The sequence below is a fragment of the Porphyrobacter sp. MBR-49 genome (genome assembly GCF_053628655.1).
Genome location: NZ_JBRJGU010000011.1, coordinates 1 through 12,894 on the forward strand (window position 1 = coordinate 1; position 12,894 = coordinate 12,894).

At 60.6% G+C, this 12,894-nt stretch carries 11 protein-coding genes; 2 read left to right on the top strand and 9 right to left on the bottom strand.

What is annotated here, in order from left to right; translation table 11 throughout:
• Positions 1-82: 82 nt before the first annotated feature.
• The 8 genes from ACSSV3_RS13575 to ACSSV3_RS13610 form a co-directional block, all read right to left on the bottom strand.
• Positions 83-1,060 (bottom strand): SPFH domain-containing protein, encoded by a 978-nt coding sequence (locus ACSSV3_RS13575; protein WP_354326786.1) that lies wholly within the window; start codon positions 1,058-1,060, stop codon positions 83-85.
• A 138-nt stretch (positions 1,061-1,198) separates the two neighbouring features.
• Complete coding sequence (gene mobF / locus ACSSV3_RS13580) at positions 1,199-3,955, bottom strand: MobF family relaxase (RefSeq protein ID WP_354326785.1); 2,757 nt, start codon at positions 3,953-3,955, stop codon at positions 1,199-1,201.
• On the bottom strand, positions 3,955-5,790 hold the full coding sequence (locus tag ACSSV3_RS13585) for a type IV secretion system DNA-binding domain-containing protein (RefSeq protein ID WP_354326782.1): 1,836 nt from the start codon (positions 5,788-5,790) through the stop codon (positions 3,955-3,957). Before ACSSV3_RS13585 ends, mobF begins: the two co-directional genes overlap by 1 nt.
• Positions 5,787-6,158 carry a hypothetical protein gene (locus ACSSV3_RS13590; protein WP_354326780.1) on the bottom strand — a complete coding sequence of 124 codons (372 nt, stop codon included), beginning with the start codon at positions 6,156-6,158 and terminating at the stop codon, positions 5,787-5,789. Before ACSSV3_RS13590 ends, ACSSV3_RS13585 begins: the two co-directional genes overlap by 4 nt.
• Before the next feature lie 207 nt (positions 6,159-6,365).
• A complete protein-coding gene (locus tag ACSSV3_RS13595) occupies positions 6,366-6,971 on the bottom strand; it encodes a hypothetical protein (protein ID WP_354326778.1) in 606 nt (201 codons plus the stop codon).
• A 108-nt stretch (positions 6,972-7,079) separates the two neighbouring features.
• Positions 7,080-7,253, bottom strand: coding sequence for a helix-turn-helix domain-containing protein (locus tag ACSSV3_RS13600; protein WP_354326776.1), 174 nt, complete (start codon positions 7,251-7,253; stop codon positions 7,080-7,082).
• A 174-nt stretch (positions 7,254-7,427) separates the two neighbouring features.
• Positions 7,428-8,327, bottom strand: a complete 900-nt coding sequence (locus tag ACSSV3_RS13605; protein WP_354326774.1) for a hypothetical protein — start codon at positions 8,325-8,327, stop codon at positions 7,428-7,430.
• Complete coding sequence (locus ACSSV3_RS13610) at positions 8,324-9,520, bottom strand: tyrosine-type recombinase/integrase (RefSeq protein WP_354326773.1); 1,197 nt, start codon at positions 9,518-9,520, stop codon at positions 8,324-8,326. Before ACSSV3_RS13610 ends, ACSSV3_RS13605 begins: the two co-directional genes overlap by 4 nt.
• Before the next feature lie 581 nt (positions 9,521-10,101).
• Between ACSSV3_RS13610 and ACSSV3_RS13615 the strand changes: the two genes are divergently transcribed.
• Positions 10,102-11,007: an alpha/beta fold hydrolase gene (locus ACSSV3_RS13615; protein WP_354326771.1), complete on the top strand. Its 906-nt coding sequence runs from the start codon at positions 10,102-10,104 to the stop codon at positions 11,005-11,007.
• Positions 11,004-11,498 (top strand): hotdog fold thioesterase, encoded by a 495-nt coding sequence (locus tag ACSSV3_RS13620; RefSeq protein ID WP_078056337.1) that lies wholly within the window; start codon positions 11,004-11,006, stop codon positions 11,496-11,498. Before ACSSV3_RS13615 ends, ACSSV3_RS13620 begins: the two co-directional genes overlap by 4 nt.
• On the opposite strand, the gene ACSSV3_RS13625 is transcribed toward ACSSV3_RS13620, so the two are convergent.
• Positions 11,428-12,891, bottom strand: a complete 1,464-nt coding sequence (locus ACSSV3_RS13625) for an efflux transporter outer membrane subunit (RefSeq protein ID WP_330217068.1) — start codon at positions 12,889-12,891, stop codon at positions 11,428-11,430. The genes ACSSV3_RS13620 and ACSSV3_RS13625 overlap by 71 nt on opposite strands.
• Positions 12,892-12,894: the final 3 nt, after the last annotated feature.

Consider the following 12,894-nt stretch of genomic DNA (forward strand, 5'->3'; position numbering starts at 1 on the left):
GAAAGTGATACCATCGCGCATCCTCCCTGAATCGCACGTCGGCAAGCCTCTGGGAATCCCTAAATGGACTCTTTCGTTCCGGTCAATCCACTAGAATACCCCCAGCACCGTCATTCTCTCCAGCGGCAGCAATGCCCGCAGCAACTGACGCTTGGAGATTGGCATTCCCACGCACGCCAGTTAGAGCATCTGCGCGCTGCACAATCTTGAGCAACTCTCTGGTGCTCTCGTCGTATTCGATGCCAAGAATGGCTACTTTCGAGATTGCCAGCCCGCGAGAGCTCTTCCACTGGTAAGCGGCCTCAACTGCATCCGACAGAGACGAGGCAAAGCCCACTGAGTCTTGTTGGATCTTGGTGATCCGGTTCCCTTTGGCCGCGTCATTTGTGTACAAGCTGAAAGCAGCAGCAAGTGAGCCCACGACCTCTGAGAATAACTGGTTTGCGGCTGCGTTCCCCCGATCGGTGAAGTCAAAATAATCTTGACCTTGCAAATATGTTGCCGGAACAAAATTCTTTGCGAAAACAATAGGATCAACGATAACTAAACTGTATGATCCTCGCGTAGTAGCGCCGACTTGAGCATTGAGATACGAATCATCCCAGTATATTTCGGACTGAGTTCCGAATTTATTATTAGATAGTTCTTTCAAGCTAACAAACAGGGCTAACTGTTGAGCATTTGGACGTCCGCCCAATTTAAACCGCTCCCACGACTGATTCACGAGTGATGTAATGACTTTGTCACCGGCGAATATCGACTTCGAGTCCAGATCGTCGGAATTCCAAATGTAACCACCGGGTTCGGCGGCAAAACCTGTGAGCTCTCCGTCTTGAAATAGAAGAAGTCCGTAGCCCTCTGGCACTACGATCTTTGAACCATTCGTAACTATCGACTGAGAGGCGCTGATATTGGAACCTCGTCCAGCATTTGTGCCATTTTTGACTGCCGGGAAGAGCGCAGCCGTTGGTTCAATGTTTGCCGGAACGGTCAGAAAATCTTTCCACTGATCCGCCAGAGAGCCTCCAAGCGCTCCGATTGCAGCCTTTATAAGTCCCACGCTCCATCTCCACTTGAACTGAATCGGCGAATGTATTGAGGTATGCCAGTAGTGGAGAGCAAGGGGAGGGTCACGTCTTTTTGGAGAATCAATGCCCTTTTCCGCTTGCTTTCACGGAACACACTTCTGGTCGTATGGCTACCTCAACCCCGCTCCCAGAGCCTTGACTGCTGATGGCACCGGCAACGCCATGGCAGTTTGCACCTGACCGGCCCGTTCGCTGATGGCGGATACCAGCTTGGCACGGTCATTGGTGTAAACTGCGACCGAATCCTTCGCGCGGGATATGCCAACATAGAACGACTTTTGGTCGATCAGGTTGGTGGCCTTGCTGTCGGCATGGATCATGACGTGATCGGCTGTGCGGCCTTGGGCGGCAAAGGCGGTTTCGACATACGCATGGGCAATGTGCTGGTCGCGGGCAGCATCAAGGCTGAGCGTCTGGGTCTGGCCGCGCGGGTTTCGAACCTCCGCCGTGCGGGTCTGCTGGTCAATCGCGGTCACTTCGCCGCGCGCGCCATTGATGCGCCCCGCCTCGCGGTCATTGCGGGTGAACCGGATGCTGTCGCCGGTTCTGAGTTCGAGCGATTGCGGCGAGAATGTCTTGCTGTTGCCCGCCCCCCATTGCCGCAAGCGCCAATCCACCTCGCGGCCCTGTTCTGATTTGAGGGTGATGGCGGCTTTTGCCGGGTCAATGCTCTCGACGCGGTAGGCCTCCCCGCGCGCAACGCCCTTGTCGGCATAGTCGCGGGTGAACCGCACAACATCTCCCTTGTCGTAACTCAATGGGTCTCTGGCCTCGGCTCGGGTCAACCCCTTGTTGGCAAGGCTTTGCATGGCCACGCTGGGTCCTGTCAGCGCGCCGGATTTGGTAAGCGCGGCCCGAATGTCGGCGGTCAGCGTGTCACGCCCTTCGCGCGATGGCTCAATGACAAGGGTTCTGGCGCGGCTGGCCTTGTCCAGCTTGGCATATTGTTCGGCGATAGCTGCAAAGCGTGTCGAGCGGTCGGCATTCTCGATGATCTGGCCTCCGCCCCGGTCCAGCGCGGCAAGGGCCTTTCGAGCGTCCCCTTCGATAGATGCCAGCACGGCGTCCTTGGTTGCCGTATTGGTCTGCCGCACGATCTCACCCAGCTTCGCGGTTTCCATTCCCGCGCCCTGCAATTGCGCAAAGGCCGCGCCTGCCTCGACCGATCCAAGCTGCTTCACGTCGCCCACAAGAATGACGCGGGCGTTATGCTTCTCCGCCAGGTCGAACAGTCTGGCCGTATCGCGCGCCGACAACAGTGACGCCTCGTCTACAATCCATGCAGCGGGTTGGCCCTGACTTGGACGCTCGGGTGATAGCAGATACCGTGCGACGGTATCGCTGCGCGCGCCCAGCGCCTCGCCCAGCACCATCGCCGCTGATGCGGTCGGTGCGAGTGCCACGACAGGGACGCCCCGCGCCTCTGCTTCTCGGGCAAAGGTCGCCAGAACGGTGGTGGTCTTGGCTGTGCCAGCGTAGCCTTGCAACGCGGTGATGCGGTTGCGGCTGGTCAAAAGCTGCTCGGTGGCGGTGCGCTGGTCGGTATTCCAGCCAAAGCCGCTCCGCTCGGCCTTCGCCGATGCACTGGCGACAGCCTTGGCAGCGGCCAATGGCGATGCGATGGCCGATAGCGCGCCGCGCCCTTCCGCCTCGATCCGCAATAACTTGGCCTCGGTCTCGACATTGGCGCGAGTGGCGAATCCGGCAAATTCCGCGCCTCGCCGGTCGATGTGGGTGCGGTCGATCAGTTCGCCCTGCTTTGTCGCCGCCGCAATGGCCTCCCCGATCTGAGCATAGCTGACTTTGCCAAGCCCTACGCGCCCAGCCTCCTCGTGCAAGGCGGCAACAGAAAACACCGATTGCCGTTCGCCCAACTTGTCGGCGGCATGTGCAACGGCGCGGCTTGCGGCGCTGTCTCCCTGCAATTCCATGGTTGCGCGATGGTCTCTGCTCTCGGCCATAGCCTCGGCCTCGTTGACCATTGCCAGCCTCGCCTCCGAGGCGAATCCAGCTTTGCTCGCGGTATCACGCCATTCCGCTACAAGAGCCGCAGGATCGGCGGCAACCTTGGCTTGCCGGGTATCGAGAGCGGCAACTTGCTTTTCGGCGGCGGTGGCATCGTCGCGGGAGGTGCCGCGTTCGGTAAGTGCGGCTTCGATCTCGGCGCTGCGGGTGCTGAACGCGGCCATGACCTCAGGGGAAACGCCCTTGATCTCGAACATAGAGCCTTTGCCCACTTCGATCTCATAGCCCAGCTCGCGCACCTTCAAGGCCAGCTCCTGCCGGTAGATCGCACCAATTTGCTTTTGCAGTTGGTAGATCGCGCGCGGTTCAAGGCTGCGCCATGTGCCGTCCTCGTGCCTAGTGGCATTGAGAATGACATTGTGGGTGTGAAGCTGCGGGTCTTGGGCGCGGCTCGTGCCGTGCTGAAAGCTGGCGACTACAAGATTGCCGGTGGCCTCACGGTTCACTGCGCCACCGTCGCGGATGCGGGTTGCGGCCATGTGCTGCTCGACATGGGCAAGCGCGGTCTTCACCGCTGCGCCATGTGCTGCAACCAATCGCCGGTCGCCCGCAACTTCGGCCATGATCGATACGGACTTGGGCGCGCTCAAGGTCACGTCCCATCCGGGGCGATGTTCCAGCTTGCCGTCGCGCGTGGTGCCAAGCTGCTGGTCGGCAACCTTGCCGTCCAGCAATTCGCGAAACTGGTCGCGGTCAACATCGCCGGACAGGCCAAGCTCCTGCGCGCCTTTGCCCTGCCATTCCGATGGGGACTCGCCACCGTCTGCATAATATTCGCCAGCGGATTCGTAATAGCTCGCAGCCTGACCTGAACTTGTCAGCGCGGAAACGGATGCGACCATCAGACCGGCCCCTCGCTGGTGGGCGATGGCTTCGGCGGCGGCACAGCCTTTGGCTCGGTGGCCGATGGCTGCTTCCAATGGGTGGCCCTGACATCGCCCGGCACAAATCCCGGCTGACGGGCGGTCCCGCGCCGCGCGATATGATCGGCGGTCAACCTGATCCGCGCCACCGGCAAGCCGTCCGGGAACAGCAGATAGCCCTCGAACTTGGGCAGCCGCAATTCGCTCTCCAATATGGCAGGCCGCATTTTGCGAATTTTGCCAAGTGTGGTTCTGGGCTTGTCGTCTCCATCTGGCAGCGCGTCGGTCATGGTCTGGATTTCGACCTCGCATTCGCCAATGGTCTGACTGGTCCAGACACGGGTTTCGCTGTCGATGGTTTGCAGGAACAGCTTGGTGTTGCAGCAGCCCAGCATGGCTTCGGCGATCTTCGGGCCATAGCGGTGCTGCATCTGGCCCAGCGCCTGAAACGTCAGAATAACCGCCGCGCCAAACTTGCGGCCTTCAGGGAGCAACCGCGCCAGATTATCGACGCGCGGCAAGTCGGCCAGCTCGTCGAGCACAAACCAGATGCGCCGGTCGGGCGATGGGGGAAGGCCCATCACTGCGCTGGCCGCGCATTCCAGCCAACAGGCGAGCAAGGGCTTTGATGCCTCGAAATAATCCTCTTTGCGCGGGACGAATATCCAAGGCTTTGCGCCGTTCCGCTTGTCCAGCTCGTGGATGAAATCTCGGAAAGCAAAGGGCGTGCCGCCGCTGCCATCAACCCGCAGAAACTGGACAAGGTCAGCGGCCTTGGCGAGCATGAACAGCACGCTGGCAGTGGCCCGGTCGGCGTCGTCGGCAAAGGTGCGCGCCGAAGAACTGCCTGCCAGCCACGTTTTCAGATCGTCCTTGGTCCGGTCCTGCAAGGCGTGGAGCAAAGCGGGCAAGGTGGCGTTGCCTTCGCGCCAGAGCGCCCGGATCATGTTGGCGACAAGGATGCGGCTGGTGTCGAGCCACACGTCGCTGTCATGTTGCCCCGTCTCGGTGATGAGCTGACGGGCGATCCGGTCGGCGTCGGCGGGGTGCGCGATCTCGGCGAAGGGCGACCAATAGGCGCACCGGGCATCAAACGGGTTCAGGATCACGTCGCCGCGTTCGGGCCGGTAGTAATGCGCGACGAACTCGCCGCTGGTGTCATAGACCAAGGCGGCTTCGCCGCGCGACGCGATCCCGTCGAGCAACTGGCGCAGCGCCGTGGTCTTGCCGCTGCCGGTCGTGCCGATCATCGCCATGTGCCGGGTTTCCAGCCTTCCCGGTATGGGCACGGTGCCAATGGTGAGCGCGCGGGCATCGGCCTCGGTGCTGGTCAGCTTCGCCAGCGCCGCCTCGCTCGTCACCAGCGTTCCGGCGATAACGCGGTCACGCAACGCGCGCTCGCGCCGCTGGGCGATGGCTCCGCGCAACAGGAACAAGCTCGCCAGCCATCCGCCAAAACCCAGCGAACTGCCCCATACCCCATAAGCAAAGACGGCGCGCGCCGCGTTGCCGTAATAGGGATGCGCAGCAACTGCGCGGGCCGGAACGGCATAGGCTTGGCCATCCTGGCTGATCGTGATTGCCGGATCGACCGCCGTGCCAGCGGCAAACCACAGTTTTGCCTCGGCGACGGCGTATGTGCCCGCTGCCTGCATCGCCTTCTGGTCCAACGTCACATAGGGCGCTGCGACCGCGCCCATGGCGATGGATGCCAGCATGATACCGGCCTGCCGCCGAAAGCGCGCGGCCTGATTGTTGCGGTTGTGGCGGCGCAAGGCATCGGCATGAGCGCGCCGGTCGTGGGACTGGTTCATTCCCGCCCCTCTTGCGCACGCCGCCTCTGGCGATCATAGGCCGCGTTGATCTCGGCGGTGACCGCCTCATCGGTCGTGCGCGCGCCCAGCGCCGCATGGCGGGCATAGCAATAGGCGGCGCAAGCGGTGAACAATGCACGGTCCAGAATCCGCTCAACATCCACCATGCGCGTGCTAACCGATGCCAGCTCAGTGACGATTTCGCGATTGCCGGTGTCGCGCACGGGCGGGTTTGCCTGCGCCGCGATCCCGGCTTTGACGCTGCGTTGGAGCATCGCATAGACGCTTACGCCCTGTCGTTGGGCCAGCGCGTTCAGCGCCTTGTCGAGCGATACGGGCAGGCGGACGGTGTGCTGAACGGGTTTCATGCCACTGCCTCCTTGAGAGTGCGCGGCGCACTCTCGAAAAACGGCGCAATTGGGCGGTCTATGATTGCGGTGATGCCCGCGCACTCTCGATGCACTCTCGAAAACTGGCGGAAATGCGCCATGCACCCGTGCGTGAGGTGTGTATCTGAATTGTTGGCTCGATGCGTAGCATCGCAGCCCCACAACTTTGCCTTTTGGTGGTTCGGTTCAAGCATGACCCAGCCCCTTCCTGCATACGGCGCAAAGCGCAGGAACGGGTTCGCCAGATTCGGGCATGACGGGAACGGCGGGCTGCATCGCTGGCACCTCCGCCCGCCTGTCGCCCAATGCCCAAGTCGCGATCAGTGCCTTGGCGGCGGGGTCGGCAACTGCCCGGTCGATCTGGTCCGGGACATGGCGAAGGGCATAGAGGTCATGCTCGCAAGCCCACGCGAAAACCGTATCCTCGATAGCCTTCTGCATCCGCTTGTGCAGCGCCTCGGCGTCGAACGGGCTGAGATGCGCCGTCACGCCGCTGGTGAGGATCAAGCCGCCCAGCGGAAACCAATGATCGTCAGCCACCTGCCACGGGCCGTCAATCCGGCATGTGGAAATATCGCCGCGATAGATAGCGATGGGCGGGCGTTGCGCCCGCCGCCACGGGATCAGGGAATTGCGGAACGTGTCGCCGTCCTCGTCATCGGCAACGATCTTGTCGAGCAACGGAACGACATAGGCCGCGGTGCGGGCGTCGATACACGCGCGGTAAGTGATCCTGCGATCACGGCGCAGCAAGTCGGCAAGCCGGTCAACGGCCTTGCGTAAAACAGGCATAGGTCATCCTTTCGTGAAACCACGATTGCGGCAGTTCATTTTTATTGGGGGAACAGGTGCAGAACGGCCCGCCCATCCATCAGGCTGGGGCCGTGCAGCGCCTGCGGGTCAGATGTCAGTTCGCGATTGCGCCAGCCGTTTGATGGATTCAGTGGTCAGCAAGGTTCGCCTGCCGATCTTGATCGCATCAAGCCTGCCGGATTTGAGCAAGCTGTAAACCGACGAACGCCCGACGCCGAGCGCCTTGGCTGTGTCATTGATTGAGATTGCCAGTAGTTCCATGTGCGTCTCCTTGGATGCCGACTCGCGACGAGAGACATGTCAGGTTGCACAGGGTTGCCAGCGGGTCGTCCAGCAATGGTAAGGCCGCAGAAATCTGCCGTTGGTTGCTGGAAACAGAAATGCGCGGCATTGGTCCGGAATGCTGATGCTGCTCTCGAAAAACAAATTGGCCGTTCAGCCTTGCCTTGCGGCGGGCAAATTTTTCAGGTGGTCGAAAATTTTCTCCGCGTAGGGTGCCAATTGGTCCCCTCGCGGCACGTCGCCAGATGCATCGGCGTTGTCGGCGAACCAATCAGCTAGCCCCTCTTTGATCATACGCATTGAGGCGGTCCGGTCATTCAGGTCCAGAGTGCCTAACCGTGGATCGCCGATCAGGGCGATGATTGCCTCGGCATAGCGGTATTTGCTGTTTCGGCACGGCCCGCCTTTACGCTTAGGCTTGGCCATAGCGAGAATTCTGTCCACGTCATCGCGGTGCAGGAAAATGTCGCCGGGAAGCGAATGGCCGGTGCGAAAGCGCATGACCAAGGCCCGGTCGGCGCTGTGTTCGGAGAACAGGAAATAGCGTAGCCTGCCGAAAAACTGCCTACGATTGAGGAACACCCGCCGTTTGCCAAAGCGGGATATGTAGTAAGCGCGTGGGCCGGAGGCCTTTTGAAGATAGCCCAGAAACTCGTCAAAATGCCGGTCCGGCGAGTGTGGCAAACCAAGTGGGGCGTCCGGGGACTTCACGCCGTACTGATAAATCTGCCGCCAGACGTGGGGAGCTGCCGATGCGGCAAGGGTGGCTAGCGTAAGAAAGGAAAAGAGGTTTGCCGATTTGGACGGGGCTGAAATCAGCAGGGCAAACAGGAATATGACAAAAAGGAAGCCGAAGGCCATGCTCACAATGAACGCTGCATTGTAGTATCGCGCGAATGGCGGTTTTGCCTGACTGATAGTCGCGGCATTGGCCTTCAAGCCGTCGTCAAGATCATCCGAAGTGAATTGCGCCAATGCCCGCCAAAGCGGCACGTTTTCGGAATCATCCCCGTCTGCGAAGACTTTCCATCCTTCACCGGGGATGCTTGTCATCTGTTTCCGCCCTCCCGCAACTCGTCGAGATAATCGCTCCACCATTGCGCCATTGCAACACGCTCGGACCAATAGGCGGACTGATTATAAATGCGCCTTATCTCACCGGACACCATGTGTGCCAATGCCCGCTCAATGGCATCGGGATTCCACTTGCCAGATTCGTTCAACAGCGATGATGCGGACGTGCGGAAGCCGTGAGCAGTCATCTGCTCCTTGGTGAAGCCCATGCGACGCAATGCGGCGGTGACCGTATTTTCAGAGATTGGCCGTGAGCGCGTTCGGACCGATGGGAAAACATATTTCCCCTTGCCGGTCAGGCCCTGCATGCTTTTCAAAATCGCGACTGCCTGAGTGGACAGCGGCACGGCATGGGGTTGCCGCATTTTCATTTTATCAGCCGGAAGCGTCCAGACGGCTTTTTCGAAGTTGACCTCGGCCCACTCCGTTTGGCGCAGCTCGCCCGGACGCTGGAACACATGAGGCGTCAGTTTGAGCGCATGCATCACCGCCGGGTCGCCGGAATAGTCCACAATAGCGCGAAGCAGTCCCCCAAATTGCGCTGGCTCTGTGATGGCAGCGAAGTGCTTGACCCTCGGCTGGATGAGCGCGCCCAAAAGCAACTGCGCCGGGTCACGTTCGGCTCTTGTCGTTGCGGCGGCATATCTGAATACGCGACTGGCAAACGAACGCATCCGCTTGGCCGTTTCAAGCCGCCCCCTGCGCTCTTGATACTTCAACTCATGCAACAACTCTGCCGGGGTGATCTCTGCGACCGGCCTGCGGCCAAATTCCGGGCCAAGCAATTTAAGCAGCCAAGTATATTTTTCGAGCGTTCGCGGGGACACGCCTTCCTGCTCCCGCTTCGCAATCAATTCCTCGGCAACGCTGGCGAAGCTGTTGCCCGCCCGCAAGGTCGCTTCAATCCGGGCCTGTCGCTTGGCAACATTTGGATCAACCGCATGGGCAAGTTGCCTGCGGGCAACGTCTCGCGCGGCGCGGGCTTCGGCAAGCGTGATCTCCGGGTAGGCCCCAAGCGCCAGTTTCCGTTCCGCGCCGTTTATGCGGTATTTAACCCGCCACAGCTTGCTGCCCCTTGGATTGACCAACAGATACAGGCCCTGCGAGTCTGCGACTTTGTAGGGCTTTTCCTTGGGTTTGGCGTTTCGGATGGCCGTATCAGTCAGCGCCATTGGGGGCCTCGATTCTGCGGGGGCCTCGCAAGGCCCCCAAATTAGGCCCCCATCTTCCGCGATTGCAGGCGGACAAGAGCAATCACTGACAGCCAGCGACTGCACTTAAACTAGCGGAAATCAGGGGTTTTTTCAACTGTTCGCACGCTTCGGCAAACAGGAAATTGGTAGCGGAGGAGGAACATATAGCGAACATATAACGTTCTGACATTGCTCGTTTTTTCCGCCCAACTCTTGGAAAGTACCCCCACCGATACCCCCAGAATCCCGAATTTGCGCCAAACCGTTACAAGGGTGCGATCGGCCGACTAATTTTCGAAAATTGGCAGCTCAACCGCCTCATTGAACGGCGGAAGTTGGGCCGGAAGCGGAAAGGCAGCTTTTATATCTTTGAGCGGATTATGCGGACAGCGACTGCTGACCGAATCGCAAGCCGGTGCATTAGAGAATGGTCTGGAGAAACCCCTCTTGGCATAGACTTTTGCCGTCGTTGAAACGCCCCTGCAGGACAGCCAACACGGAGCCGAGAGCCACAAACTAAATCGGTTTACTATTTAGCGCGCCTTTCCTACCATCCAGAGATGGCGAGAGAAACCTTTACGATTGAGGGCGCAGGCGCGATTTCTCTTACAGCCGAGGCTGAGGGGGATGCCTACGCCATACCCGTCCTTCTTGCGCACGGCGGCGGGCAGACACGGCGCGCGTGGAGAAGGGTGGTCAGCGAGCTGGCTCAAGCCGGCTTTCGCGCAATCGCCTTCGACATGCGCGGTCACGGAGACAGCGATTGGTCGCCATGCGGAGCTTATGAAATGCGCGACTTCGCGGCGGATCTGGTCGCTGCAGCGTCGCGCCTGAACCAGAAGCCAGCGCTGGTCGGCGCTTCACTGGGCGGGCTCGCTGGACTGATTGCCGCAGGGGAGCTTGCTCCAGGTAGCTTTGCTTCACTCACATTGGTCGACATTGCCCCGCGCATGGCGCCCAGCGGTGTAATGCGCGTGGTTGGTTTTATGGAAGAGCATGTCGATAGCGGCTTCGCCTCACCAGAGGAGGCGGCCGACGTGATCGCTCGCTACATGCCGCATCGTCCCAGGCGGGGCGCGAGCGATGGTCTGAAAAGCTATCTGCGGCAGAAGCCGGATGGGCGCTTCTATTGGCACTGGGACCCTGTGCTTATCCGTAATATAATGTCAGCCAGACAAGGCGACCCAGACAGCCAAGAACGTCAATCGGCAATGCTCAGCCAAGCTGCGGCGAATCTCACGCTTCCGCTTCACCTCATCCGAGGCGCCTCTAGCGATCTTGTTTCCGAAGAGGCCGTATTGCATCTGCGACAACTCGCCCCCCATGCAGAATACACCGATATTGCCGATGCCACGCACATGGTCGTGGGCGATGCGAACGATGCCTTTTCCGCCGCTATCGTCGATTTCCTACGGCGCCATCACTCATCCGATACGGCTCAGCCACAGGGGACGAGGGAGCTATGATCGATCGAGAGCGCTTGCAGGAAATGCTGAATATCGCGCCGTTTCATCGATGGCTTGGGCTGGAGATTGCAACATGCTCCGACCAGGGAATCGCGATCACCATGCCATGGCGCGAAGAGATCGTGTCGAACCCGATGATTGGGTCGGCGCATGGAGGGGTCCTGGCTTCACTGGTCGACCTCACCGGGCTTTATACTCTGCTTGCCGGGGGCGTCGCGGCGAGAGCGACGGCCGATCTGCATGTCGATTACCACCGTCCTGCAACCTCAGGACCTCTCACTGCTCACGGACAGATCGTGAAGATCGGGCGACAGATTTCGGTGGCGGAAACCCGGGTTCTCGAGCCCGACGGCAAGTTGGTCGCCAGCGGCAGGGGCGCCTACTTCTCGTCAACCGGATCACTTGATCATCGCGGCGGGACTATTGATCTCGAACAGGCTCTTGCCACCCAAGGCCCAGCGACTTCTGCAGCGCGATCCACGCCAGCGTAAGGGCGCCTTTTGCCCGGACGAGGTCTGCTGAGGCCTGCTGCTGTTCTCGCAGGGCCCGGTTGAGGTCAGCCTTCGAGATCGCTCCTGCGGCAAAACGTTGGCGGTTCAGATCGGCGGCGCTATCCGCCTGGCTCTTGATCTGCGCGCTGGCTGCCAGCGCGACGCGTTGTTGGCCAAATCGTGCCAGAGCGCGCTCGGCATCCCGTAGCGCCGCGAGGACGGTTTGACGATAGTTGGCGACAGCTTCGTCGCGGACCGCCCCGGCGCGATCGACCGACGCGTCGACCCTTCCAAAATCGAGGAAGTTCCATTCCAGGCGGGGTATCGCCAATGCCGAAAATTCGCCTACATCGAAGATATCGTCGGGGGAAGATCCGCCAAGGCCCAGAATCCCCATAAAGGACAGCTTCGGGAACCTTGCCGCTTCGGCCACCCCGATCCTGGCCGTTGCAGCGGCGAGAGTGCGCTCAGCCGCCCTGATGTCGGGCCGACGCGCGATCAGACTCGCCGGATCGCCGACAGTAACCTCATCCGGGGGCAAAGGGATATCTCGCGGCGTCGAAAGGTCTTCGGCCGTCGATCCAGGAATCCGTCCCGACAGGATCGCAAGCGCGTCTAGCAGGACGGCTTTATCGGCCTCCGCCTCGGCGAATTGGGATTTGAGCACCTCCAGCTCCGCGTTCGCATTGCCCACCGGGAACAGCGGCAGCGCGCCTTGCTGATACCGCTGATAAGTTAGGGCCAGGACTTCTTCCTGCAGCTTGATCTGCGTCCGGTATTGGTCGGCGCGGAACTGGGCCTCCCGCAAGTTGACGTAGTTATTGGCAACTTCGGCGGTCAGCTGAACCTTTGCGTCCTCCGCATTGGCGACCGTTGCCGCAGCCTGCGCGTTGCCGGCCTCGATACGCCTCCGGGAGCCGCCCGCGAACTCCAGCTCCCAGTTGGCATTGAGACCAACATTGTAAAAGCTGAGGGCATCGTCGCTTCCCGCCTCCGGATCGGGTTGCTGTGAGGACGGGGGTGCCCCCTCCTGAATTTCAAGGCCGGGAAGCTGACCCTGAATAGTGGTGGCCTGGGTTCCGAGTGTCGGCATTCTGCCGGCCCGATCCTGCCTGACCGATGCCCGGGCCTGCGCGATGCGCGCCTGCGCTGCCTGGAGCGACGGATTTTCGGACAACGCAGTTTCGACCAGCCGGGTCAGTTCAGGATCGTCGAGCAGCACCCACCATTCGGCAAGGGCCGGGTCCATGACGCCCACATCCTCGCCAGCGCGGACAAACCGATGGCCGGTATCCGCCGACAATATTTCCGGAGGGCCTGCGTAGTCCGGCCCAGCCGTACAGCCAGCCAGCAAGGCGATGAGGAGAAGCGATGGTATCGAACGGCGCATCATATA